The following is a 24,713-nucleotide window of genomic DNA, read 5'->3' as shown; positions in this document are numbered from 1 at the left end:
AAAAGCACTAAAATTGATCATTTTTTTGAAATAAAAACAATCAATTTGTAAATGTCGCTTTTACCAAGGATTAGAAGTATATTTAAAAAAAAACAGTAATATATTATGTATAAATGAGATATTAAATTGACTGATAAATAAGTAAAATACTTTATAAATACAGCTGATTTAGTATAAATTTATTGAAGTAAATTTGTGATTATATTAAGTAATTTGAGTCATAATATTGTATTCGGTATTGAACTGGAGTTTTACACTGAGGGAATAAAAAAAGAATATTTATTTCTGAATAGCATCAAAAATAAAATAGCTTCTCTTGGATTTTTTTGTGAGAAAGAGAGTTCTTTAAACCAATATGAGATAAAAAGTGACTGTTATACGAGCTCTGATAATTTAATTATGCATTTTGAGTTGGCAAAACAATTACTTACTGAAGTAGGACAAAAACTTGGGGGCAATGTTTCTTTTAAAGCAAAACCTTATTTGGACAGAGCAGGCAGCGCACTAAATGTAAATTTTAGCCTCATGGATTCAAATAATCATAACTTATTTTATGGCAATAAGCAAAAATATAGTGACCACCTGATTCACAGCATAGGTGGATTATGTGCAATGATGAAAAAACATATGCTATTTTTTGCTCCAAATGGTGATTCATATTTAAGATTTCAGCACCCAGATATTCACACTCCAACTACAATTAGTTGGGGAGTAAATAACAGAACTGCTGCGATAAGAATTCCCTATTTTGGCAACGATTCCAAAAGATACCGCCTAGAGCACCGTGTTCCTGGAGCAGATTGTAATCTTGAAAAAGTACTGACAGCAATAATTGAAGGTATAGTTTTTGGTATAGAGAACAAAATTGCCCCGCCAAATAGAGTATATGGCATTGCATCTGATCCTCAATATAAGATGGAGAGTTTGATATAGCAACTACCTGTTAAACCCTAATCCATTAAAGTCCTTTGAGATAATTGTCAATCCCAGCACTTTCCTCACATCATTATTTATGTTCCCATGCTGTAATAGCCATTCTGCAGCATATAGTTTCCGCGTACTTTCAGATGATCCAAGCCCTATATTGGTAAGGTTGCTCGGTGGCTGCTCAGGAAGTGGATTACCAAACACATCAATGTGTTTAGATAAAGGTTCTATAACAATATTTGTAGCACTAGAAACGAAATGACTATCTTTAGTATCAGCACTTTTAGAAAGTGAATTACCTGCGAAATCCATACGTTTAGGTAGTCCATTTTTCATTTCTTCTTCTGCTCTTTTATTTTTTAATCCTCCTTCTAGCTCAGTTTCAGTTATTTTTAGTTCTTTTATGGTATCTTTTTCTTCACCTTCATCAACACTGCTATACCCTTCATCTTCTGACATATCATCAGTTTTAACAGACTTAGGTCCTAATTTATTAAGCAATGAAAGTAATGCATAAGCAACTGCAGTAGCAGTGACTATAATGGCTATCTTTGCAGCAATGTGAATCACCGTCAAAAATACTAAAGTTGATAAAACACCAACCAACCCAGATACGATCACTTTATTCTTGCCTTCTGTCACACTTAAAACTGCTGCCATAATAACACCTCAAATACCACACTAAAGTCATATTATATAGAAATTTTCTCACGCTTGCAAAGCAATAAAAATTTTAGTCATTTACATAAAGAAATATAAGGATTAATTAACATATAATTTATCTTAGCTATAATATGATATAAATATGCATAATGTTTGGCATGAAAAGCTTACTTGTAGAGAGGAATAGAACAGCAATATTATTGCTTATCGTGATTTTTACCTTCAGCTCATACACTCATATAAAGATGCCAAGAGAAAGTAATCCTGATATACAGATTCCTATAATTAGCGTATTTGTTGAGTTTCTTGGTATTTCTGTAGAGAATAGTGAAAAGTTATTAGCTATTCCAATAGAAAAGAACTAAGTTCCATTTAGGGCATGAGAGAGCTAAAGGCACTTGCAACTAATGACGTTGCTCATATGATAATTAAGTTTGGTACAGAATATGATAACAAAGAAGTGCTTGATAACGTCCGTTCAAAGCTTTTAAATATAAAATCAAAATTACCTATTGAAGGATAATCTCCGATAATCAATTAAATAGACTTGAGCTTATTTACGATACTAAACGTTGGCTTGATTGGTAATTTGCCGGAAAGAGCTTTAACTGAGATAGCACTCAAACTAAAGAAAGAAATAGAATCTCTGCCAAATGTTCTTAAAGTTGAAGTGGTAGGTATGCATAAAGAAACAGTGAAAGTTATAATTGAACCTACAGTTCTAACAAAATATAACATTCGGTCAAATGAGATATTTCAAGCTATATCAAACAACAACAGATTGGTATCAGCTGGATCACTAGAAAATGATACCGGTAAATATTCGATTAAAATATCAGGGTTATTAAAAGACATAGAAGATGTTATGAATATTCCTATTAGATCTCAAAGTGATGCAGTTTTGAGAATCACATATATAGCAAAAGTATACTTTGGGTTTGAAGATCACCAAGGATTTGCTCGTATTAATGGACTACTTAGTATTGTGCTAGAAATTTCAAAATGTAATGGAAAAAACATAATAGACACGGTAAATCAAGTAAAATACTTAATGGACAAAGCAAAAGATCAATTACCTGAAATTTAAAAGTAGTTTATTTGAATGACCAGTCAAAAAATGTACGTGATGTGCTTGAAGACTTGGAAAATGGCATGTATTTGACGTATTACTAATACTAATCATAATAATGCTCTTTATGGTAAAAGGGCTGCTATTCTTGTTGCACTATCAATACCTGGCTCCTTTCTCATAGGAATAATGGCTCTTTACCTAATGGGTATTACTCTAAATATAGTTTAGCTCTTCAGTCTAATTATGGCAGTTGGGATGCTGGTTGATAATGCAATTGTAATCAGCGAATATGCTGATAGAAAGATGATTTGTGGCATGGATAAAGTAGAAGCCTTTTGCACCTCAGTTCATGATATGTTCTATCCAGTTTTATCATCAACATTAACTAAATTAGCAGTGTTTTTCCCTCTATTACTCTGGCCCGATACAGTCGGTAAATTTATGCAGTACGTACCAATTACAATAACTCTAACTTTAACTGGATCGCTAATTATGGCTTTGGTTTTTATACCAACACTTGGTGCAATATTTGGTGAACCTTCAATAACTTCAAAAAAAAAGAAATAATAAGAATGAGTGCTATAGAAAGTGGTGAGGTAAAAATACTGGGCTTATAATAAGTACTTATGTACGTATGTTAGAGAAAGTCTTAGATCACCCCAAAATTTGTATGTGTTATTGTATTTGTTTTATTTTTGTCTAGTATATTATATTTTACTTTTGGTCCTGGATTAAAGTTCTTTCCGAATGTAGATTCAGATAACATTTTAATCAGCGTTAAAGTAAAAGAAAGCTTATCAGCCAAAGAACGAGATTTGATACTTAAGAAAGTAGAAGAAAATATTTGGGTGTTAAAAAAGAAATTTTATGTTTTTATGCTCGATCAGGAAATTTTTCAGATAACGTTATTGCCAAAATTCAATTGGAACTTGTAGGTTGGCGCTGCAGGCGCAAAGCTAAGCAAATACTAAATGATATAAGGAGTAGTGTACAAAACATAAAAGGAGTAATGATTGATGTATAGGAACAAAAGTCAGGACCATCAGCTGACAAGCCAATACAAATTAACTTAAGCGGAAGTGCATCCAACTTGAATTCAGTAGCAGAGAAAATCCTAAAAATTATGGACCAACCTTCATCTGGATTTATAAATATTCAAGATAGTAGATCAGCACCTGAAATAGAGTGGAATATGATTATTGATAAGAGTAAGGCTACAAGCTTTGGAGTAAGTATTGCAACCATCGGTGATTCTATAAAGATGGTTACAAATGGAGTATTAATTGGAAAATATAGACCAAATAACGTAGATGAAGAAATTGATATTGTACTACGCTTTCCCAGAAAGAATCGCAACATAAAAACTATAGATAACCTTTTTATTAATACAGCAAAAATACAGCAAATGGACCATATTCTATGAGAAGCATAGTAAAATACGTTCCCGAAAAAAAAGGCAAACACAATAAGTAGGATTGATGGATCACGCACAGTAACAATCTCTGCTGATGTTGATACTAGCTATCTTGTTGATGAAAGAGTTAAGTTCATTCAAAATTCGATTACTCAAGACTGTAGTGAAGGAGTAAAGATTGATTTCAAACGTGACAAGGAAGATCAACAAAAATCAGGAGCATTTTTATTAAAGGCTTTTATATTAGCAATTACAATGACAGCGGTGTTTTTATCAACAACATGTGTATTTTTCATTTTCTTTCTTATTTAGAAAATTTTTGTAGTTGTCATGTGTGGAGTGGGGCTAATTGCTTTAGCAGGAATTATAGTGTATAATAGTATACTGTTGCTTTATGCCTTTAATTAGCAAATTAAGGTGCGCAAAAATAAAATTAAGCAATGTATAATAAACGCTTTAATTTCTTGTATCAGGACAATACTACTTACCGTTGCAACTACAGTTCTTGGTTTAGTACCGATGATTACTAGGTTAAATATCAGTTTTTTTACGCTACAAATCACATATGATGTTCCATCAAGCCAGTGGTGGGTTAATATTTCAGCAACCATAGCAAGTGGAATATTGGCTGCAACGGTCTTAACTTTATTCTTTACTACGGCATTACTTATCATACAAAGACATGAAAAAACTTGACTTAAATTAGCAATCATCTAAGATTTAGGATAGCGTTCTTTACCTGTTGAAGCTATAATTATAACTAATTAAATTGGATTTATTTATATGATTGCTAATCGTAAAAGCAGTGTTAAGCAGAAAAGCAACAAAAATAACATAGTTGGAAGCCTTGATGTAATAAAAACAGCGGGGGAGCTTTCACTTCAAAAAGGTTTAGATTTTAATATTATAATAAATGCACTTAAAAGTGCTATCGAAGCAGTAGCTCAACAAAAGTATGGTAGCAAAAGTAAGATTGTAGTTAATATAGATAGAAACACAGGCAAAGTTACCTCGTATAGACAACTAAAAGTCATTAATGATGAATCAAATGAAAGTGAGTGTGACTTAATTAAGCTGACGCAAGCTAAGTTAATAGAAGAAGATGCAAAAGTTGGAGATACTATTAGTGAGTTGATTTCTCTTAACACTGATCTTGTTTCAGCAAGAATTGCCCATCAAAAGATTTCTGAAATAATCAAAAATGAAGAGTTAAAAAAGCAATATGAGGAATTTAAAGATAAGGTGGGAGAAATGAGATATGGCATCGTTAAACAAGTAGAATATTCGGATCTTATTGTAGACATAAATGGAATTGGAGCATACCTCCCTTTACGAAACTTAATTGGTGGTGAGTCATTTCGTGAAGGTGATAAGGTTAAAGCTTACATACAAGCTGTTAAGCGCTCTGACGATGGACGTCAAATCATTCTTTCTAGGACTCATGAAGGCTTTTTAGAGGCATTATTGAATCAAGAAGTACCAGAAGTTGCTGACGGATTGATAACAATTAAAGGTATAGCTAGAGACGCTGGTTCAAGATCTAAAGTTGCTGTTTTTTCATCTGATAAGAATATCGATCCAGTAGGTGCTTGCGTTGGAGTTAAAGGAGATAGAATAAAAACTATTATACACGAATTAAACGGTGAGAAAATCGACGTCGTACATTACTCATCAGATTTGGGTCAATTTGTTATTAGAGCCATTACTCCTGCAGAAGTATCAAAGGTCATTATTGACGAAAATGAAAATTGTATAGAGTTAATAGTTGCTGAAGATCAATTGAGCTTGGCTATAGGAAAAAAGGGTCAGAATGTAAGATTAGCTTCAGAGCTTGTTGGATGGAAAATTGAGATATTAAGCACTCAGCAAGAATCAGAAAGAAGAAATAAAGAATTTAGTCAATGTTCAGTTTTATTTGCTGAAGCTTTAAACTTAGAAGAGATTATGGGCCAATTATTGGTAACAGAAGGTTTTTCAAGTGTAGAAGATATATCTAATACTTCAATTAAGGAACTTGCTTCAATAGAGGGATTCAATGAAGATATTGCAAATGAACTTCATAATAGAGCAAATGATTACCTGAAAGCGGAGAATGATAGAAAAATAGAAGAACTAAAAAGTTTAGGTATGGAAGACGATGTAATCAACTTAGCCTTATCAATAGATAATAAAATTACTCTTAGTAAACATAATATTAAAACTTTAGAGGACATAGCAGATTTATCAAATTATGAATTTTGTAGCATAATCTCTTCCTCAACTAATAATAAAGAAAATCTAAAAGATACAGCAGATTTAATAATCATAGAAGCACGTAAAAAGCTTGGATTAATATAAAAACAATATGAATAATGAAGATATCAGTAATAAAAAATTAACCCTACAGGGCTTAAGCAAGCTTAAACTAGATATTAATTTAAACTCTTTAGACAGTCAAAGTACTGGTACTACAATAGTAAAAAAAAGAAGAAAAATTCATTCTGCAGAAGAATGTAGTTTATTTGACGAGAGTAAATTAGGCTCTTTAACTGAAAAAGAACAAATTTCTCGCATTAATGCTGTACAGAATGCTACTTTGCTGAAAGAAAGGAATCAGAGAGAACAAGAAGAAAAAATAAAAAAAGAAGAAAGTAATCAAGAAGCTGAAGACAAAAATGAATCACACTCTTTACCTAAAGAAGTAAATAAGGAAGTTTTAAGTAATACTAACTCAGTTAAACAAAAAGAAGATAGTATTGAATATGAGAACAATGATAAAAAGTCTTTCAAAGCTAGCAAAGATATATATTCTAAGCATTCTAAGCTAGTAATTACACAGGCAATAGATGAAAGAAATGAACACCTCCCTGTATTTAAGCAAAAATTTGGTATAAGAAGTAAACAATCAAAGTTTGCTAAGGGTAAAAATATATCAAGAGAAGTTATTATACCAGACAAAATAACTATCAGGGAGTTATCTATTCGTATGGCAGAAGATAGCATGAGTGTGCTAAAAATGCTCAAAGAAGAAGTTGGTGAGAGCTATAGAGTAGATGATCTAGTAGATCCAGATATAGCATGCGAAATAGCAAAAAAATTTAGTCATACAGCTAAACGATTGAGTGATGCTGATAAAGAAAAGAATTTACTCTTCATAAGCAACAGAGAAAACTTACCTAAAAAACCAAAACCACCTATCGTTACTTTTATGGGACATGTGGATCATGGTAAAACATCATTGCTCGATGCATTTCGTGAATCTAACGTTGCAGAAAGAGAGTCAGGTGGCATCACTCAACATATAGGTGCTTATCAATTAACGACAAAAAATAAGCAAAAAATTACTTTCATTGATACACCAGGGCATGAGGCGTTTACTGCAATGCGTGCACGTGGTGCAAATATTACTAATATAGTTGTAATAGTAGTTGCAGCTGATGATGGAATCATGAAACAAACAGTTGAAGCAATAAACCATGCAAAAGCAGCAAATGTCTCTATTATAGTTGCCATTAATAAAATTGATAAATCACAACCTGGCGATGTAGAAAGAATAATTAATAGTTTGCCTCAGTATGACCTTATCCCCGAAGAACTTGGTGGTGATGTTATAATTGTGCCAGTATCGGCAAAAAAGAAAATCAACTTAGATAAACTAGAAGAGGCAATTTTATTAATTGCTGAATTAATGACGCTAGAAGGAATAGAGGATTGTCGAGCACTTGGATGGGTGATAGAGTCGAAAATAGATAAAGCTAAAGGAATGTCAGCTACATTAATAGTTGAAGAAGGAACATTAAAGATTGGTGACATATTGATAGTTGGTACAACATACAGCAAAGTACGCAGTATGATTAATCACCTTGGTCAAAGAGAAAAAGCGGCACTACCTTCTACTCCAGTTGAAGTTACTGGTTTAAATGGTGTACCAAATGCTGGAGATAAATTTGTTGTTGTAAACTCTGAAAAGCAGGCTCGTGAAATTGTTGGATACAGATTAGAATTAATCAAGAAAAAAAAAGAAGATTTAGACAACAATAATTTAGATATATTCAGTCGTAATGATAGTGAAATAGAAGAACTATCTGTAGTTTTAAAGTGCGATGTCACTGGTTCTATTGAAGCAATATCAAGCTCAATTGATAAGCTTGGTAAAGACCAAGTGAAACTAAATATTCTACACAAAGCAGTAGGAGGAGTAACAGATTCAGATGTGCTACTTGCAGAAGCATCAAGCGCGGTAATTTTAGCTTTTAATGTAAAAGTGGATTCAAAAATAAGAGAATTAGCAAAACAAAAAGGTATAGAAATACATACTTACAATATAATATATGAGCTTATTGAAGACATGAGGATGTATCTAACTAAAATGTTAAAGCCTGTTACACGAGAGGTTCGTGTTGGTTCTGCATCTGTAAGGCAAATATTTAATGCATCCAAAGCCGGTAATATAATCGGATGTTATGTCACTGATGGAGTTATAAAAAAAGATTCTTTAATTAAGGTAGTACGTAGCAGCAAATTGGTACATGAAGGAAAATTAAAAGCACTACGTAGATTTAAAGATGACGTTAAAGAAGTAGGTGTAAACTTTGAATGCGGAATATCGCTAGAGGGTAATATCGATATTAAAGTTGGAGATATTTTGGAAGCTTATCAATTAGTGCAAGAAGAAAGGACGTTATAGTAGTTGAATATGAAAAAGGAAATTAGAAACCTAAAGGTAGCATCGGTATTACATAGGGCAATATCAAAAGTCTTAATGGAGGGTAATATTCTTAATCAAAAAGTAGTAGTATCTGATGTAAAGCTAAGCAAAGATTTGAAGAAAGCAGATGTATATATTGTGTTATCTTCATTAAACATCCAAAATGATAATGATGATGTCAGCACTGTTGTTAGTGAAATGAACCAATCTGCATGGTCAATACGTAAATCTATATTGTGTTATGTTGATTTGCGATTTATACCTGAGTTGGTTTTTAAGCCTGATTTAACATTCGATAATTTTGTCAATGTAAGCAAAATATTACATAATCACACTTAATTAATGTATTTCAACCATTATTTCTCATTAATGAGAATACACTGTTTAACAGGTTTATGGCTTCTGCTATTTTCTAGCTTAAGCGGCATTCTTTTAGCATCAACTTCTCTATCGTATCAAGCTCTTTTTCTCCTTGTTTTGTTTACTATAGGTGCATTTTTAATGAGATCCGCAGGGTGCATAATCAATGATATCTTCGATAGAGAAATAGATGCACATGTTGAACGAACAAAATATAGACCACTTGCAAATGGTGCATTAAGCATAAAGCAAGCTTTGGCTTTACTTTCACTGTTACTGTATATTGCTCTGGTAATCTTATTATTAACCAATAAAACTACTCTTATACTTGGAATAGTTTCAATGTGCATGATAGTTATCTATCCCTTGCTAAAGCGTTACGTTTGGTGGCCACAATTGTTTTTAGGGTTTACTTTTAACATGGGATCACTCATGGGTTCAGCAGCAATAACAAACCAGATTAGCATAGAATCCTTGCTATTTTATATAGGATGCGTCTTTTGGACGCTTAGTTATGATACTATATACGCTCATCAAGATAAAAAAGATGATGAGAAATTAGGAATGAAATCTACTGCATTATATTTTGGCAATACAACAAAGTCTTGGTTGAAAAAATTTTACTTAATATCCTTAATGGCATGGTTGTACGCTGGTATACTATCATCATTAAATAACATCTTTTATATTGCTTTACTTGCCATAGGATTCATATTTCACCACCAACATAAAAATTTCAATCCAGAAGATTCTAATCAATGCATGTCCATATTTAAAAATAATTCCCAGATAGGACTCTTGCTCTTTTTTGGTATCCTTTTAGATAGAATTATAAATTCTACTTTTGTATACGTTCAGATGCATGGCTAATGTGTAAATATCGAAGCAAAAATGTTGTCATTCCAGTGTCAAGTACTGGGATGACAGACAAAGCATCATATTGGAATGACACCATTTATTTCTATGGCTGTCTTTTCTATCTTATTTTGTCACCCTGCTGAACGGATTCTACTTTTTAGAACATATCTTGAAAGGAAATCAGAAAGATAATATGATAGGATCAATAAAAAATATATCCAAGTGACAAAGAATGGAAATTTCTTAAGCCAAGAAGAGTTGCACAAGGTGTGGCCAAGAAAGCACAAAATAAGAACAATTATTAATGTTATACAATGCATAATGAAAGGTATTTACCAGTAGAGCAAAAGATTTTCCTCTATGGAAGAAAGTATATGATTATTTTTTTAGGTTGCGTAATAGTCACACATTGCTTGAATGCATACAAAGTAAAGGCTGGTGTGCCCATTGATGTTATAAGATCAAATTACCAACCTTTTACTAGATGAAATCAAAAAGCTAAGGAATTAATCCTTACCTTGATTTATTAAACCTCTATCCTGAATTAAATGACCTTGAACAGAAGTATTACTTAAATAACTTTGAGGCTCTAAGTTTATTTGCTGTTCTTCAACTTCTAATGTACTATCTCTATTGTATAATATCCGTTGCATTGATTGATTTACTATATATGAGTTAAAAAATCCTAAAATCTCATTAAACTTACCACCCGTGATTTTTTCAGTAACCTCTTTCTGCATTTCTACACAATCAATATTTAACCTATGCATTGATATCCCACTTTTTAATGCAGCTTGCTCTACTACTTTCTCAAATTCCTCTATAATACTTAATGCATAGCCCTGTGCTTCTAATGGTGATATAGACTGAATTACTGTGGAAATATACTTCTGACCTGTGATTTTCCTTATAAATACATCTAATAAAAGAAGTATACCGTTGTTATCAATACCCTGAACTGTAATAGCTTTAGAAGGTTCCATACTTATAGCAGCCTTAAAAGGAGAAGAAACAAACTAAAAACACCTTTAATAGCATCTGCCGTAGTGTAAGCAAAAATATTGATAAATGAAGATGGCTTACTTGTTCCTCTTGTAACTCCTATTTTATTAGGGCCTATCTTATCATTTTTCAATGAATTTTCATCTTCTTTTACAATACTACGGAGATTATGGACACGTGTTGATAGGGAGCTGCTTTTTTCTTGTAAGTTAAGATGTTGGGTGATTTCTTCATTTATTCTTATTCTTCATTCTAGAAGGTTTCGTATTTCTAAGCTGTCTTCTTCATTAAGCGTATTTGCCACGACTAAAGCTCCTCTAGCATCAACATAATCACTTTGATCAAGAATGAGCTTAACTACATTTAAATTGCCATAAGCAACTACAAGGTGCAAAGATGTCCAACCATCTTTATTTTTAGCGTTAACGTCAGCATGATTACTTATAAGAAATTTAGCTACTTCTAAATGACTGCTTTTAACAGCCCAATGCAAAGGAATACTGCCATTATTGTTCTTAGCATTAATATCAGCTCCTTTCTCTATAAGCTCTTCTACTATACTTAACCTACCATAACTTACAGCCCATTGTAAAGGGATATTACCATATTTATTTCTTTCATTAACATTAGCTCCTTCCTTTATGAGCTTTTCTATTACACTTAAGCTACCATAACCTGCAGCATAGTGCAGATGGATATTGTCATATTTATTCTTCTCATTAACATTAGCCCCTTTCTCTATAAGCTTTTCTACTACCTGTAATTTATCTGCAAGAACAGCTAAATGTAGAGGAGTATTGCCTCTATTGTCCCTGGCATGAATATCATGCCCTTTATTGATAAGATCCGCAACTTGATTAGCATCTCCACTACGTACAGCAGCAAATAATTCATTAATCATTTAAACCTCCATAAAAACCACTAAATTTCAAAGTAAGAAAAAAATCTTTTTCTGAATAAAACAGCTACCTCATAATATAAAGAAAAATATTTTCACTATCATATTTATGATACATAAAAAATTAATAGCTCAATATACTTTTCATAAAGCACTCCATCTCTAAAACTTGTCAATCCCTATTTAGAAGTTTTTTTGATAATCTTTAATGAAAGTTCTTAACGAATTAATATTGACTTAATAGTATATATTACTAATAACTTAGATAATACAATCACTTCCGCAACCAAAACTAGCTATTGTAAGAAGATTTTATTTTGAGATCGTATGGTCTACCATTTGTTCTACGTGAATTTATATCAATTTATTACTTTATTTCTCTTTTTTTTGAAACTCCCTTCATAAATTAAATAGCTTACTGTAAAATTATAGTCTTAAGTCCTTGTTTGCAGGTTGTACAGAGACGCTATTAAATGAAGATATAGGTGACCTATGAGTTAAGTTAACCGTGCTTTTATCTTCAAATTGCAATGCTTCACTTATATTTTTTAATTTTCTTTTTTTTAGGTAGTGTATGTTCATCAAATGTCTCTAGGTTTCTTTTATGTGATTGTGTTTTTAAGTCTGGAGATAAGTGCATATCTTCAAGATAATAAATAATTTCTTCTGAGTTAGAATATACAATAACATAGTCCAAGGGACTCATATTTTTTCACCTTGTCTATCTATACTAGCTCCTTTCTCTATAAGGTGTTCAACAATATCTAACTGACCATGCATCACAGCAAAGTGCAAAGGACTCTCAAATTCTTTGCTACATAGATTTATATTAGTTCTTTTCTCTACAAGAAATTTTACAATATCCGGTCTACCATATATAACAGCAAAGTGCAAAGGACGCATACTATCTTTGTTTAATAATTTTATTATAGCCCCTTGCACTACAAGGTATTTAGCACTATCTAAGTGACCATATACGGCAGCAAAGTGCAAAGGATTCATACCTTTTGTGTTATTTAGATTTATATCATCCCCTTTCCTTACAAGATGCTGAACAGTACCTAAGTGACCATGTATGATAGCATAATCTCAAGAAGTAAAATTCCTTTCATCAATAGCATTAATAATTTTGCTTAATTTATCAGGTTATATTTTCTCTAATATCAGCTTAATAACTTCTTCATTACCATCTTTGGCTAGTAAATGTAAGATAGTACTTCTATCATAAATAGAATCAATAAATTCATTAACTAATCTGTCATATTTACTTGCATGACTCCAAACAGATATAATGTCATTTGGATTTATAAGTCAGAATGATGTCATCATTTCTCTTAAAGTTTCTTCTTCTATTCCTGTTCGTTCTTTCTCTACTCTTACTGTTTTTTTATCCCTTTATGAACTCTTGCTATTGACTCCTCTATCTCAATCACTAAAAACTTATTGAGTAGATTAAGAGAATCCAAAACTTGTTGCTTACCTTTTTCTGATTTCTTCTGGAGGAAAATTTCTTCTATATCAATTTGATTGGGATCCAAGTAAGCCATATATGATACAATATCATGCGATTGCTACCCAACATTTTTCTCTTCTTATTTTATTGAGACCTAGAGCCTCAAGATAATCAGGATTCGGTTTTTTTCATTTCTTCATTATAGAGTTTGAGATATTCACTAACATTAATCTTTTCTTGTTTAATATACATGCTGTTGCTTGTGTCAAAGCTAATGGAAGATAGCCCAATATTTGTGCTAACTCTACTAGATAGTAATCCTGTAACCTATCTTTTACTTCTAAGGTTCTTTCAATAAATGTTATAGCTTCTCCTAGAGAAAATCCATCATTCAACTGTGTCTTTTCTATTTCTTTTTCCCAATTCTTGCTACGAGAAGTAATTAAAACGCAAGGCTTTTCTCCATGAAAAAACAAATTAGGAAAATAGGATGGTAAAAATTTTTCGATCTCCTTATACTTAATGGTGTTATCAAAGATGAAAAGACTTTTTACGTCTCGAAAATACTGGTACACATCCTGGACAATAGATTCTATTTCTCTATCTCGAACAACATTAAAATCCATATCATTATCATTTTCTGTAGGAATTTCTAATTCTTTAGCTAAATTACGAAATGAATTGAAAAGAGTGTCATATGTTTTAGCATTTATCCATATAACTTTTGTCCAAATATTACTCTCCTTACTATATGCTTAGCTTCTAGCTAATTCACTTTTTCCTATTCCATATTCTCCATTAATCAAGACCATTCGTGAAAGTTCTACTTCTTGATTTTACTATCTAATTTCTTTTTTAATTCGTCTGACATCACTTCTCTTTTTAGAAAGAATTTTGGTAAATAGCCCAAATTAAAGGAAAATGTATTTTTACCTTCTTTTTCATGAAGTATTCTTAAATTTCTGATTTCTTCACGCAGTCCTTGTATATCCTTTTTTTTTTGCTGAATCGTTTTCATTGATCTCTTTTAATATACTACTAGCCAATCCTTTCTTTTTTTTCCTCATCTAAAATACGCACATACTCTCTTTTTTTAGATTTTTCACTAAGTACATATTTTTGTTCTAACTCTTCCAAATTTTCTAATTCCCCCTTAAAGGGAAGCCGATAGCCGTATTTTTCAGCAAAGTCATGCTCCTTCAATTTATAATACTTAATAATCTCATCCTCTGCTTTCTCTATTTACACCTTTTCATATAACTCTGAAGTCATCAACATTTCACCACTTTGTTTATCTTTTACTTGATGTCCAGTACGTATAGTAAACGGGTACTTTCTTTTTGATTTACCTAAAATAACACCTTTAGTTATGTGAAGATTGGAAAATTCTCCTTTCTCGTTGCAAGATGTAGTGTAATTTATTACACTGGATACAGTATCCATTGATAACTTCTCAATCCCCCTATTACAAGACGACTGATTAGTATCCACAATTTTAGTGAATTGTTTCTCAAAACTTTGAAAAACTTCCAAGCCAGCTTCTATTAAAATCTTTCTTAAGTTAGCTTCTGAAGGCGCAACTATTGTAGAAAATATTTTTGCTTTTTTTTCCTATGTTGGTTTATAGAAATAAAACTCACACACTCCATAACTTGAGAAGCACCTACTTTCTCCACACTTGGTGGAATATAATTACCCACAGTTGATACAACCTTAGCTACTACTTTACCTGTTTTACGTACTTTTGAACCTGGTTTCGCTTCTTTAGAACATTCAGATAGTTTTTCCTCGAATTCTTTAACAAAAGTCGTAACAAAAAAAAACTTGCTTTTTTCACTATTTCATCACTTGTAATGCTTATACAGCTAAACATTTCTTCATCATCAGTCGATGTACTACTGCTGCCTATAGATGAAGATCTTGTTACTCTAGGTCTCTCTTGATTTCGTCCACACTGAAGTTCTTCACTAGATAATATATTTTCATAATCAACTATTGCTGATCCAGCATCTACATAATCCATTTGATTATCTGCTACTTGTTCTCCTATATTTTCTTTACCTAACATAAAGCCGCCTATATTTTAATATTCATATTTTGATTGTTTTGTCGTAAACCTCTTTTCTGAAGATTGATTTCAACATTTGATTCTTATGTAGCTGTACCAAACCAAATTGCGGTAGAAACCTTACGTTAATCCTAAGTAACTTTAATTGCTGAGTAACAGTGTGCTTTTCTTTTGACTTCTGACTAAAATAGATATATGCTCAAAAAATCCTTAGTTGCTTTCTGAGTGATATGCATAATACAATACATCTAACCCACACCCCATGTATTCTTTACATTGCGCTGCATTCTAGCTAAAGAGACCTAGTAAAGCAAGAATTTTTTGCATACTTTAGTATTTTATTTTAGTTTTTATTTTAAAACTAAAGCAGCTCAGTTTCATGTACTTTTATTTTCTTATCGACTGTTATTTTTCTTCTTCAATGCATCTATGAGCAATGACAACGTGGACGGTAAAGCTTGTAAAGCAATTTTTTTATATAGCAAGATTCAGCTATTTAATAAAAAGATCGTGGCTAGACCAAAAAATATAAGAGCTGAGAGAATATCAGTTGTTGCTGATGTTAAGATTGAAGACGAAACAGCAGGATCGGATCTTAAACGGTGAAGCATTATAGGAATGAAAGTTCCAATGAACGTTGCAATAATTGACATCATAATCATGGAGACCACAAAAATCATCTCCACTTTGACATTGTGAAACCTTATTGCTAACACTACTAATGAAATAGTAGATAAGATCACCCCGTTTATAAGACCTATTAAAAATTCTTTCATCAGTATTCTTTTTGCATTTTGCTCAGTTAGATATTTTGTTGCGATTGCCCGGATAGTTAGTGTTACTGTTTGGGATCCTGCATTTCCGCTCATCGATGCAATGATTGGCATAATTATTGGCAGTACTATAAAACTTTGTATTACGTTATCGAAAAAGCCAACTACTACAGAACATATTGTTGCAGCCAAGAGGTTAAACAGCAACCAAGGTAGTCTTTTAATTATAGTTTTATGTATAGGGGCATTTATATCAGATTTAGAAGATACACCGCTTATTTTAAGCACATCCTCTTCTGCTTCTTGTTGAACAATTTTGATTACATCTTCAATAAGTATTACACCTGTAATTTTACCATTCTTATTTACTACTGGAGCTGATAATAGAGCGTAATCTTTAAATATTCTTGCTACTTCTTCTTGGTCCATTCCAGTTTTAATTATTTTTATATCTTGACTCATTATCTCTTTTATTGTTGTTTCTCCTGAGTGAGATATTACCTTATTTAAGTTAAAAATGCCTATGGGTTCTAATTTTGAGTTAATGATGAAAATTTGATAAAATGTTTCTGGTATTTTTTTATAGTTGCGCAAGAATTCCATTAGCTGATTTATCGTCCAATAATATGGAGCTATAACCATATTTTTATGTATCAACCTTCCTGCACTTTCTTCTGGGTATGACAACAATTCCTCTACTAATTTTTGAGTTGCATTGGGTAAGTAGTTAAGTATATTTTCTATAGATTTCCTATCTAAATCTTTCACTATGGCTACTATATCTTCTATATCAATAAGCATTAGTAACTTCGCTGTATTTTCTATTCCCAATATTTCTATGATCTCTACTTGTAAATCTGGTACTACATGTACTAAGGCATCACTTAACAAGTGTTGATCAAGTATATTAACTAATTTCTCCCTGTGATCACTGATCGAAGTAGATAAAAAATAAGCTAACTGAACGCTATCTATCGTTTTTACAATATTACGAACGTTCTCTAATTCTTGATTATCGAGAGACTCTATTAAATCATCAATAGCCTTTTTGTCTAAACCATAATGAGAACTTGTTTTAATATTCATTACTTTACCTTATTTATTTTTAATAAATATACACACTTGATTTTATTGAACATTCAAGTATAATGAAATTGTTTTGAATTAACTATTATACTGAACGCTATCTATCGTTTTTACAATATTACGAACGTTCTCTAATTCTTGATTATCGAGAGACTCTATTAAATCATCAATAGCCTTTTTGTCTAAACCATAATGAGAACTTGTTTTAATATTCATTACTTTACCTTATTTATTTTTAATAAATATACACACTTGATTTTATTGAACATTCAAGTACAATGAAATTGTTTTGAATTAACTATTATATGGTTAAATTTCTATTTTGTTTGCTGTTATTGTTAGTGATAATAAATATATTAAAGTCTAAGGTATAATGAAAACCCATCCAGAAATCCTTGAATACTTTCAAGGCTTAAATAAAAGTATTTCTCTCATTAGGAGGTGTCTTTGACATAGAAAAATTGAAGTTGCGTCTTGAAGATCTGGATTATCAAGCGTCTAATGATAATCTGTGGCAAGACAATCAAAAAGCACAAGAAATTTTAAAAGAACGCTCTAAAATTAAGCATGACATAGAGTCGTTTTCAAAGCTAGAAAGCGATTACAACGATGCTATCAGCTTGATGAAATCTTCTATTGATGAGAATGATGAAGAATTTTTTTCTGAAGTTAAAGGTGAGTTAGTAAAGCTAGAGAAATTAATCAAACTTAAAGAGACAGAATCCTTATTTACTGGTGAAGCAGATAACAATAACTGCTTTTTAGAAATCCACTCAGGAGCTGGTGGAACAGAGAGCAATGATTGGACTGAGATGCTCATGCGCATGTATACAAGATGGGCAGAAATTTATCACAATTTTAAAGTTGAAGTTGTAGAAAAATTAGATGGTGATGCAGTTGGTATAAAATCTATAACAATAAAGATCATCGGAGAAAAAGCTTATGGGTGGGCAAAAAGCGAAAGTGGAGTTCATAGATTAGTTAGAATATCACCATTTGATGCAAATGGTAAACGTCATACCAGTTTTGCAAGTGTAGGAGTAACTCCAGTGATTGAAGATTCAATAGATATTGTTGTGGATGAAAAGGATTTAAAGATCGACACTTACCGTGCTTCTGGAGCAGGTGGTCAGCATGTAAATAAGACTGAAAGCGCGGTACGTATTACGCATATTCCAACAGGCGTTGTAGCTCAATGCCAAAATGGTCGTTCTCAACATAAAAATAAAGATGAAGCACTTAAACTACTTAAAGGGCGTTTATATCAAATTGAATTGGAAAAAAAAGAACAGAAAATGGCCGAAGAATATGGCAAGAAATGCGATATAGGTTGGGGCAGTCAGATCAGATCGTATGTTATGCATCCATATCAAATGGTAAAGGATTTAAGGACTGGACATGAAGTTGGCAATATAAATTCCGTTTTTGATGGCAATATAGATTGTTTCATAGTTAGTGTATTGGAGTTAAAATGAGATTTATTAAAAAGCTAAGTTTTATGCTCTTCTAATAAGGGAAAAAGAAAACCAAAATCTATTGAGAAAAATAGAACAATTTTGTGAATATATCTATTATCTAAGTAGCTGATGAAAATGGCAACTCGTTTCTTATGGGAACAAAAATGTAATATAAAGAGAAATCTTCGTACATTAAGTTGTAGCCACGCAACGTCTGCCATCGATGATTATTTCACCTACTGTAACTGCTGCTAAAATAAAGCAGTAATAAATTTGTGTTAACAAAGTAATAGGTGAGACGGAAGCAATGCTACCTGCTAACAGCAGCTGGGAACCATAAGGCAAAATGCCTTTTGTAACACAAGCAAAAATGTCTAACAAGTATGCACTACGGTATGAAGGAATACTATGCTTTTGCGCGAGCCTTTTTGCAATATCGCCACTTAACAAAATAGCAATGGTATTATTAGCAACTAAAACAGTAAACATAGATGCTATGCCAGCTATTACAAATTCAGCTTTAGTTTTTGTGATATTGCTTTCATCGATAAGTTTGTGTAATGCCTTTTGACCCTGCTTGTACATTATATGACTCAATCCGCCAATAAATAGAGCAAATATCACTATCTCGTTTACTTTTTTGAAACCGTAATATATGTCATGAGAGAGTTGAATGATAGTATAGTCAAAAAAAGTCATCCCTAATACACTAGCAACAATTATATTTATAGTTATTGTTACTAAAGTAGTAACTTCAAATAATCCCATGATTATTAAAGAAATATAAGGAATAATCTTTATTACTGACAAATAATCTAAATTTGATGTAGGAATAATTTTTGTACTATCTGCAATAATTGCCAGATAGACAAGCGTTATAATGCTGGCAACAAATGCTACTTTATAATTCACTTTAAGTTTATCCTTTATCGTGGCCCCCTGTGAAGACACAGATGCAATAGTAGTGTCAGATATTATTGAAAGATTATCACCAAATACGGCACCTCCAACTACAGTTGCAGTTCCTATTTCAAGACCAAAAGCCCCACTTTTTGCCAAGTTAACAGCTATTGGCACCATTAATACAATAACCCCCATAGACGTACCAATTGCAGTTGATATAAAAGCGGAAGCCAAAAATACTCCAGGCAGTAGTAATCTTGCGGGAAGGAAATTGAGAATTAAATCAGCAACAGTATCTGCACTACCAATTGATTGAGTCACCACAGAAAATGCTCCAGAAAATAGAAAAGTTAAACACATAGTAAGGGTATTTTTATCGCCCATACCCTCGATGACAGTATCGATATTACGTTGAATTTTACCTGCACTGCATGCAACAGCAAAAAATAGCGCCGGTAGTAGGCAAATTACTGGTGAAACTTGGCTAAGAGGATTATCAATTCCAATAAAGGAAAAATAGACACCACTTCCAAGGTATAAGATCAAAAAAATAACCAAAGGAAAAAAAGCTGTCATTTTACTGCCTTAAAACCTGTGATTATAATCAATTAAGTGCTTTCAGGCAAGCTTGGTTTTCTGTAAGTTAATAACAGTCCTTTTAGACTATAAAGTTACACTATGGAAAACGCGTTGGCTATTCTACCATAATATATAGCATCAAAAAATACTCTATAGTATGAGGTAAAGCTATGGTAATGACATATGAACAGTGGAACACAATATTAGGTTAATTGATCAAGAGGTAAATTTAAGTAAAGACAATGTAATTGAAAGAATAAGAGAGCTCTTAAAGGAAGTAAAGATACTAGGACAAGCAGAAACATCAAGAATGTTAGAAGAGATATCGCATGGATTGGAAGTATCAAGCAAGAGTACAAGAGACACAAGAGTCATTAAAAAAGAGACTAAAAAAGAAGTCAAGGGTGTCAAATGCTCAACAGATGGTAAAAAGAATGCTAAAAAGGTTAGGTGTACAAGAGAAATCAGAAGAATCAAAAACAGTGGCTCTAGAGGATGTGCTAAATGAACGAAAGATCTCAGAAAAGGTGCCAGTGATGCTAGATACACAAAAGATATTAAAAACATTAAATAGACTAAAGAAAGTAAAAATGTGTATTATGAAGCTGCCAGGAATGGACGTAAAGAAGTAGTAAGGTTCTTAATGAATAATGGAGCAGATGTTAAGAATAATGGGGCGCTTAAACTTACTCCTTTACATATTGCTGTTGCAAATGTTGATAGAGCGATGGTGGATTGTATAATAAAAAACGACAAGAATATTGACAAAAATATTGAGATGGTAGATGTATCTGGATGGACTCCTGTATATTGGTCTGCTACAAAAAACGATATTTCAATATTAAAAGCCCTATTAAAGGGCATATCAGAATATGGAGCAGATGTTAATCTAGAGGATAATTTAATTGGACGATCTCCCTTACATATTGCTGCTACGAATGTTGATGTGGAAGTGGTAGGGCTCTTAATAAAATATGGAGCAAATGTTAACCATAAGGATGCATGGGGGTGGACTCCTTTTAATTGTGCTGCTACAAAAGGCAATAGAAAAGTAATGTATTATCTAATAGCCCATGGAGCAAGTATTGAGACGAATGATCCACAGAAAATATTACTTTCTATTTGTCCATATAATTATCGAGAAGCAGTAACTACTATGATACAACTTGGAATATGGAAGGATGTGATGAAATTGATGGGAGCCGAGTTTTTACGTTGTTCTGCCGGAAATGGTGATACACTAATAGTACATGCCCTATTAGAAGCTGGAGTAAATGCTAATGCAGATAATGACTTAGGATCAACTGATTTACATAAAGCTGCCAAGTATAACCATCAGGAAGTAGTAAAGATCTTAATTTTATATAGAGCAAATGTTAATGCGCAGAATGACTTAGGGGAATCTCCTTTAACTTATGCTGTCGAACGTAGAAACTGGATAGTAGTAATAACCTTACTATGCTATGGCGCAAATCCTTCATTGCCTGATAATTATTATAAAACTGTAAGAGATTTAGCTAAACGTCAAGGTATAAGTAATCTTCTAGTGGAAGCAGAACAAAGAGCACTAGCTATACTTACACAGCTTGACTTAGAATCAAGTATACTCAGAAACACAGCATTAATGATAGTGCAACACATAGCATCACATATGTTGAGAGAAATAGAATTACATCTATCTATCAACTTTGAACGTATGATAAGAGATCAAGCTAATCAAATTGAACAATTACAGTATAACGCTAAACTTAATGAAAAAGGAGTAGAACTTATAACTGACCGCATTAAATGTGTGCAGTTAGGGACTAACACTAAAGTGTATCCAACTGAAATGGATGGAATAAAAGAACAAATATTACATAGTACTTGCAGGTGGTCATATCGCACTAAAAATGTTAATGTAGGAAGAGTAACATCTTTAGCTAATGGCATTGAGTGTATGAAGTCAGGGCCTAACACTGAAGCGTTTCCAGGCCCTAGTATTAAAGAGCCTAATACTCACCTCTCTATGTATGAAGCTGTTATAAATAGTTAAATAATCCTCTAAATTCCAGCACGTAGCACTCGATGCAAGTAGCTGAAACTGAGGAGTAAATTGGCTATGTTAGATTTTAGTTTACACAATAAAATTTTTATAAGTAAGATGTCAGAAGTTATCAAAACTATATTAGTAGAAGACAATAACGTTAGGCTAGACAGGTACATCAGAAGAATTTTTCCCAATTTGAAACAATCTTCAATTGAGAAATCTCTAAGGAAAGGATTAATCAAGGTTGATAATTGCACGGCAAAATCCAGAGATAGGGTAAGTTCTGGGCAAGCTATAATGATAAGATACTTAGACTATATTGAGAACACTAATTCTGACTACAAATATAATGAAAAGTTAGTGAATCTACTAAGAGAGAACATATTATATGAAGACGAATATATACTAGCTATAAACAAACCCGCAGGGGTCATTGTTCAAGGCGGCATAAAGGTAAAAATTAGCATTAGTGATTTACTTGACCAAATAAGAGAGAGAGAAATATTTAAAATTGTTCATAGGCTAGATAGGGATACAAGTGGAGTAATAATATTCGCACGCAATGCTAGCGTTGCAAGATACCTTATGGAAGAATTTAAAGGACGGAGGATAAAAAAAACTTACCTAGCATTAACTTCTGGTATACCGAGCAAAGATAATGGAACAATAGACTATCCGTTGGTGAAAAAATATATTTCAGGACAAGAAAGAGTGGTCATTGATGAAGACTCACTACATAATGCCACTACACACTTTTCAATTGTGTCAAGGCTAAAACACAATATCTCTTATCTAGAATTACAACCAATTACTGGTAGAACCCATCAGTTGCGTGTACATTTAGCTCATATAAATTGCCCTATTCTTGGTGACGGTAAATATGGCGGTAAAAAAGCTTTTATTGATGAAGTAGCAAATCAGATTCACCTGCATTCATATTCTTTGTCTCTAAAATTGCCAAATAATAAAGAAGTCACTATTACTGCTCCTGTCCCTAAACATATCGAAAAATCTATTGAAGCGCTATCTTTTGACTGAAGCGATTTCACCAATCAATTTTTTTGTCTTTGGCTTTAATTTGAAGTACAGATATTAGGCTAATTAATGCACAAACAGTAAGGTAAATCCCTGCTGCAAGTTTTGTTTCAGTTTTTTCTATAAGCCACATGCATATCGATGGAGAAAGGCCACCAAAAATACCTGCTGATATGTTATGAGCTAAGCTGAAGCTAGTGCATCTAACTTTCGTTGGAAATAACTCACAGGCGAGAGAATTATATATTCCAAAAGATGCACCTATTGGTATGCTCATCAACAGAAAAGTGAATGTTATAATATAATGATTATTACATGATAATAGCGAAAGTACAGGCAAGCTAACACAAGCTAAAGTTACTAATGTAGGAATTATCACATTTTTTCTTCCAATTTTATCAGAAAGTATTGCAAACAGCACTGCAGACGTTCCAAATGTGATTTCAACCATGATCCTTACTAGATTTTTAATATCAATGCCTGAGAAGGTAAGTTCTTTGACAGATATGTTATAAAACATAATTACCGAATAAACGATTGCATTTTGGGCAATACCAAGTCCAATTGCTAATATAAATGCTTTTTTGTAGGTTTTGATTAGTTCAAAAAATGGAGAACTAGATAAGCTTTTATTTTGGTCATGAGTTTTGTACGCTAAACTCTCTTCCATTATGTATCTTATTAAAAAGCCTGTTACACCCATAATAGAGCAAAAATAGAATGGCAGCCTCCAACCCCAAATTTCATAACTTTCACCTGTAAACTTTTTGCAAATAGCTATCATTACAAAGCATAGAATAGAACCAAGAGCACCACTAAAAGCTTTCATGCTACCTAAAAAGCCTAGATTTTTTTTATCGCTTGAATGCTCTATTAAAAAAGCTGAATTGATACTTGTTTCTCCACCTGCTGCCATTCCTTGTATCATTCTACAAAGCAGAAGCAATATAGGAGAAAATATTCCTATTTCTTTAAAGCTTGGTATAAGCGCAATTGCAGTAGATGATATCGAAGCTAATATTACGGAAGTCAGCAAAATTTTCTTTCTGCCGTATTTATCTCCAATGTAACCAAAAATAAATGCACCAAGTGGTCTAAATCCAAATCCAATTGCAAAACTGCCAAGAAATTTGATTGTGCTTAAATAATCACTTTCTGAAGAAAAAAAAACGCTGCTTATTATATGCGTTAAAACTCCGAACAGAGTTATTTCATACCATATAATCATATTGCAGATTATACTTGATAATATTGCTTTTTGAATATTGTTCATGATTTTTAACCCACTATAATTCAGCTTACTAATAATAAGTTTTTTTTGTCTGTAGATTGTAGTTTACAACTTTGTAACTGTTTTAGTATAAAATGGTTTACAATATGCTCAAAAGATATTCGTTAGATTTTCACTATTATATTTTATGTTAAACATTTATTGTAATCATGGGGTTA

Annotated in this window: 32 protein-coding genes; 16 read left to right on the top strand and 16 right to left on the bottom strand. The window is 32.2% G+C overall.

Translation table 11 applies throughout. The features are described from left to right. Positions 1-195 precede the first annotated feature (195 nt). On the top strand, positions 196-933 hold the full coding sequence (locus wTpre_RS00685) for a type I glutamate--ammonia ligase (RefSeq protein ID WP_068651212.1): 738 nt from the start codon (positions 196-198) through the stop codon (positions 931-933). Between the two features lie 3 nt (positions 934-936). Here wTpre_RS00685 and wTpre_RS00680 read toward each other — a convergent pair whose 3' ends face one another. Beyond that, entirely contained in the window at positions 937-1,587 is a 651-nt protein-coding gene (locus wTpre_RS00680; protein WP_068651210.1) for a hypothetical protein, read from the bottom strand. Positions 1,588-1,748: 161 nt separating this feature from the next. On the opposite strand from wTpre_RS00680, the gene wTpre_RS06110 reads away from it, so the two are divergent. The 6 genes from wTpre_RS06110 to wTpre_RS06085 all read left to right on the top strand — a co-directional run bounded on the left by wTpre_RS06110 (position 1,749) and on the right by wTpre_RS06085 (position 4,085). Beyond that, positions 1,749-1,955 (top strand): hypothetical protein, encoded by a 207-nt coding sequence (locus wTpre_RS06110; RefSeq protein ID WP_245609469.1) that lies wholly within the window; start codon positions 1,749-1,751, stop codon positions 1,953-1,955. A gap of 14 nt (positions 1,956-1,969) precedes the next feature. Next, positions 1,970-2,113 carry a hypothetical protein gene (locus wTpre_RS06105; protein WP_245609468.1) on the top strand — a complete coding sequence of 48 codons (144 nt, stop codon included), beginning with the start codon at positions 1,970-1,972 and terminating at the stop codon, positions 2,111-2,113. Between the two features lie 24 nt (positions 2,114-2,137). Continuing rightward, entirely contained in the window at positions 2,138-2,677 is a 540-nt protein-coding gene (locus tag wTpre_RS06100) for an efflux RND transporter permease subunit (RefSeq protein WP_245609467.1), read from the top strand. Positions 2,678-2,905: 228 nt separating this feature from the next. After that, on the top strand, positions 2,906-3,229 hold the full coding sequence (locus wTpre_RS06095; protein WP_245609466.1) for an efflux RND transporter permease subunit: 324 nt from the start codon (positions 2,906-2,908) through the stop codon (positions 3,227-3,229). 128 nt (positions 3,230-3,357) lie between these two features. Then, a complete protein-coding gene (locus tag wTpre_RS06090; protein WP_245609465.1) occupies positions 3,358-3,597 on the top strand; it encodes a hypothetical protein in 240 nt (79 codons plus the stop codon). 155 nt (positions 3,598-3,752) lie between these two features. Continuing rightward, a complete protein-coding gene (locus wTpre_RS06085) occupies positions 3,753-4,085 on the top strand; it encodes a hypothetical protein (RefSeq protein ID WP_245609464.1) in 333 nt (110 codons plus the stop codon). 395 nt (positions 4,086-4,480) lie between these two features. Here wTpre_RS06085 and wTpre_RS06080 read toward each other — a convergent pair whose 3' ends face one another. Next, entirely contained in the window at positions 4,481-4,750 is a 270-nt protein-coding gene (locus tag wTpre_RS06080; RefSeq protein ID WP_245609463.1) for a hypothetical protein, read from the bottom strand. A gap of 109 nt (positions 4,751-4,859) precedes the next feature. On the opposite strand from wTpre_RS06080, the gene nusA reads away from it, so the two are divergent. Genes nusA through ubiA form a run of 4 tightly spaced genes read left to right on the top strand, consistent with a single transcriptional unit; the run spans position 4,860 to position 9,993 of the window. Further along, a complete protein-coding gene (nusA, locus tag wTpre_RS00670) occupies positions 4,860-6,413 on the top strand; it encodes a transcription termination factor NusA (RefSeq protein ID WP_068651208.1) in 1,554 nt (517 codons plus the stop codon). A gap of 7 nt (positions 6,414-6,420) precedes the next feature. Next, positions 6,421-8,742 carry a translation initiation factor IF-2 gene (gene infB, locus wTpre_RS00665; RefSeq protein WP_068651206.1) on the top strand — a complete coding sequence of 774 codons (2,322 nt, stop codon included), beginning with the start codon at positions 6,421-6,423 and terminating at the stop codon, positions 8,740-8,742. A gap of 9 nt (positions 8,743-8,751) precedes the next feature. Beyond that, positions 8,752-9,102, top strand: coding sequence for a ribosome-binding factor A (locus wTpre_RS00660; RefSeq protein WP_068651204.1), 351 nt, complete (start codon positions 8,752-8,754; stop codon positions 9,100-9,102). 3 nt (positions 9,103-9,105) lie between these two features. Continuing rightward, entirely contained in the window at positions 9,106-9,993 is an 888-nt protein-coding gene (gene ubiA / locus wTpre_RS00655; RefSeq protein WP_068651202.1) for a 4-hydroxybenzoate octaprenyltransferase, read from the top strand. A gap of 494 nt (positions 9,994-10,487) precedes the next feature. Here ubiA and wTpre_RS06075 read toward each other — a convergent pair whose 3' ends face one another. From wTpre_RS06075 to wTpre_RS05555, 12 genes are all read right to left on the bottom strand, one after another. Next, the gene (locus wTpre_RS06075; protein WP_245609462.1) at positions 10,488-10,964 is read right to left on the bottom strand and encodes a latrotoxin-related protein; all 477 of its coding nucleotides are present in this window, start codon (positions 10,962-10,964) and stop codon (positions 10,488-10,490) included. 266 nt (positions 10,965-11,230) lie between these two features. Continuing rightward, complete coding sequence (locus wTpre_RS06070) at positions 11,231-11,884, bottom strand: ankyrin repeat domain-containing protein (protein WP_245609461.1); 654 nt, start codon at positions 11,882-11,884, stop codon at positions 11,231-11,233. A 532-nt stretch (positions 11,885-12,416) separates the two neighbouring features. Then, positions 12,417-12,587: a hypothetical protein gene (locus tag wTpre_RS06065; protein ID WP_245609460.1), complete on the bottom strand. Its 171-nt coding sequence runs from the start codon at positions 12,585-12,587 to the stop codon at positions 12,417-12,419. Continuing rightward, positions 12,584-12,958 carry an ankyrin repeat domain-containing protein gene (locus tag wTpre_RS06060; RefSeq protein WP_256359297.1) on the bottom strand — a complete coding sequence of 125 codons (375 nt, stop codon included), beginning with the start codon at positions 12,956-12,958 and terminating at the stop codon, positions 12,584-12,586. The genes wTpre_RS06065 and wTpre_RS06060 overlap by 4 nt, the downstream gene beginning before the upstream one ends. Before the next feature lie 299 nt (positions 12,959-13,257). Beyond that, entirely contained in the window at positions 13,258-13,428 is a 171-nt protein-coding gene (locus wTpre_RS05565) for a hypothetical protein (RefSeq protein ID WP_157054998.1), read from the bottom strand. 94 nt (positions 13,429-13,522) lie between these two features. Beyond that, positions 13,523-13,960, bottom strand: a complete 438-nt coding sequence (locus wTpre_RS00640; protein ID WP_083495754.1) for a hypothetical protein — start codon at positions 13,958-13,960, stop codon at positions 13,523-13,525. Between the two features lie 197 nt (positions 13,961-14,157). Then, complete coding sequence (locus tag wTpre_RS00635; protein WP_083495753.1) at positions 14,158-14,352, bottom strand: hypothetical protein; 195 nt, start codon at positions 14,350-14,352, stop codon at positions 14,158-14,160. A 20-nt stretch (positions 14,353-14,372) separates the two neighbouring features. Then, entirely contained in the window at positions 14,373-14,537 is a 165-nt protein-coding gene (locus wTpre_RS05560; RefSeq protein WP_157054997.1) for a hypothetical protein, read from the bottom strand. A 39-nt stretch (positions 14,538-14,576) separates the two neighbouring features. Continuing rightward, positions 14,577-14,867 (bottom strand): hypothetical protein, encoded by a 291-nt coding sequence (locus wTpre_RS00630; protein WP_083495752.1) that lies wholly within the window; start codon positions 14,865-14,867, stop codon positions 14,577-14,579. A gap of 187 nt (positions 14,868-15,054) precedes the next feature. After that, on the bottom strand, positions 15,055-15,402 hold the full coding sequence (locus wTpre_RS00625; RefSeq protein WP_083495751.1) for a hypothetical protein: 348 nt from the start codon (positions 15,400-15,402) through the stop codon (positions 15,055-15,057). A 488-nt stretch (positions 15,403-15,890) separates the two neighbouring features. Continuing rightward, positions 15,891-17,261 carry a magnesium transporter gene (mgtE, locus tag wTpre_RS00620; RefSeq protein ID WP_068651198.1) on the bottom strand — a complete coding sequence of 457 codons (1,371 nt, stop codon included), beginning with the start codon at positions 17,259-17,261 and terminating at the stop codon, positions 15,891-15,893. 78 nt (positions 17,262-17,339) lie between these two features. Further along, positions 17,340-17,477, bottom strand: coding sequence for a hypothetical protein (locus wTpre_RS05555; protein WP_157054996.1), 138 nt, complete (start codon positions 17,475-17,477; stop codon positions 17,340-17,342). Positions 17,478-17,634: 157 nt separating this feature from the next. Here wTpre_RS05555 and prfB point away from each other — a divergent pair. Beyond that, a protein-coding gene (gene prfB, locus wTpre_RS00615) for a peptide chain release factor 2 (RefSeq protein WP_245609459.1) occupies positions 17,635-18,736 on the top strand; the annotation gives its coding sequence in 2 pieces (ribosomal slippage) (positions 17,635-17,700 and positions 17,702-18,736; 1,101 coding nt in all). Positions 18,737-18,910: 174 nt separating this feature from the next. Here the strand turns inward: prfB and wTpre_RS00610 are convergent. Then, positions 18,911-20,197 (bottom strand): Na+/H+ antiporter NhaC family protein, encoded by a 1,287-nt coding sequence (locus wTpre_RS00610; RefSeq protein ID WP_068651196.1) that lies wholly within the window; start codon positions 20,195-20,197, stop codon positions 18,911-18,913. A gap of 193 nt (positions 20,198-20,390) precedes the next feature. Here wTpre_RS00610 and wTpre_RS06050 point away from each other — a divergent pair, with 193 nt between their 5' ends. The 4 genes from wTpre_RS06050 (at position 20,391) to wTpre_RS00600 (ending at position 23,267) form a co-directional block, all read left to right on the top strand. Next, positions 20,391-20,708, top strand: a complete 318-nt coding sequence (locus wTpre_RS06050) for a hypothetical protein (protein WP_068651194.1) — start codon at positions 20,391-20,393, stop codon at positions 20,706-20,708. Beyond that, the gene (locus tag wTpre_RS06045; RefSeq protein ID WP_245609458.1) at positions 20,683-20,832 is read left to right on the top strand and encodes a hypothetical protein; all 150 of its coding nucleotides are present in this window, start codon (positions 20,683-20,685) and stop codon (positions 20,830-20,832) included. Before wTpre_RS06050 ends, wTpre_RS06045 begins: the two co-directional genes overlap by 26 nt. Positions 20,833-20,843: 11 nt before the next feature. Then, on the top strand, positions 20,844-22,235 hold the full coding sequence (locus wTpre_RS00605) for an ankyrin repeat domain-containing protein (RefSeq protein WP_068651191.1): 1,392 nt from the start codon (positions 20,844-20,846) through the stop codon (positions 22,233-22,235). 108 nt (positions 22,236-22,343) lie between these two features. Continuing rightward, on the top strand, positions 22,344-23,267 hold the full coding sequence (locus tag wTpre_RS00600; RefSeq protein ID WP_068652565.1) for an RluA family pseudouridine synthase: 924 nt from the start codon (positions 22,344-22,346) through the stop codon (positions 23,265-23,267). Between the two features lie 7 nt (positions 23,268-23,274). Here wTpre_RS00600 and wTpre_RS00595 read toward each other — a convergent pair whose 3' ends face one another. After that, a complete protein-coding gene (locus tag wTpre_RS00595; RefSeq protein WP_068651190.1) occupies positions 23,275-24,537 on the bottom strand; it encodes an MFS transporter in 1,263 nt (420 codons plus the stop codon). Positions 24,538-24,713: the final 176 nt, after the last annotated feature.

The sequence above is a fragment of the Wolbachia endosymbiont of Trichogramma pretiosum genome, assembly GCF_001439985.1.
Lineage (GTDB): Bacteria > Pseudomonadota > Alphaproteobacteria > Rickettsiales > Anaplasmataceae > Wolbachia.
Note: the sequence above shows the minus strand (reverse complement) of the source record. Positions and strands in the feature narration are given on the sequence as shown.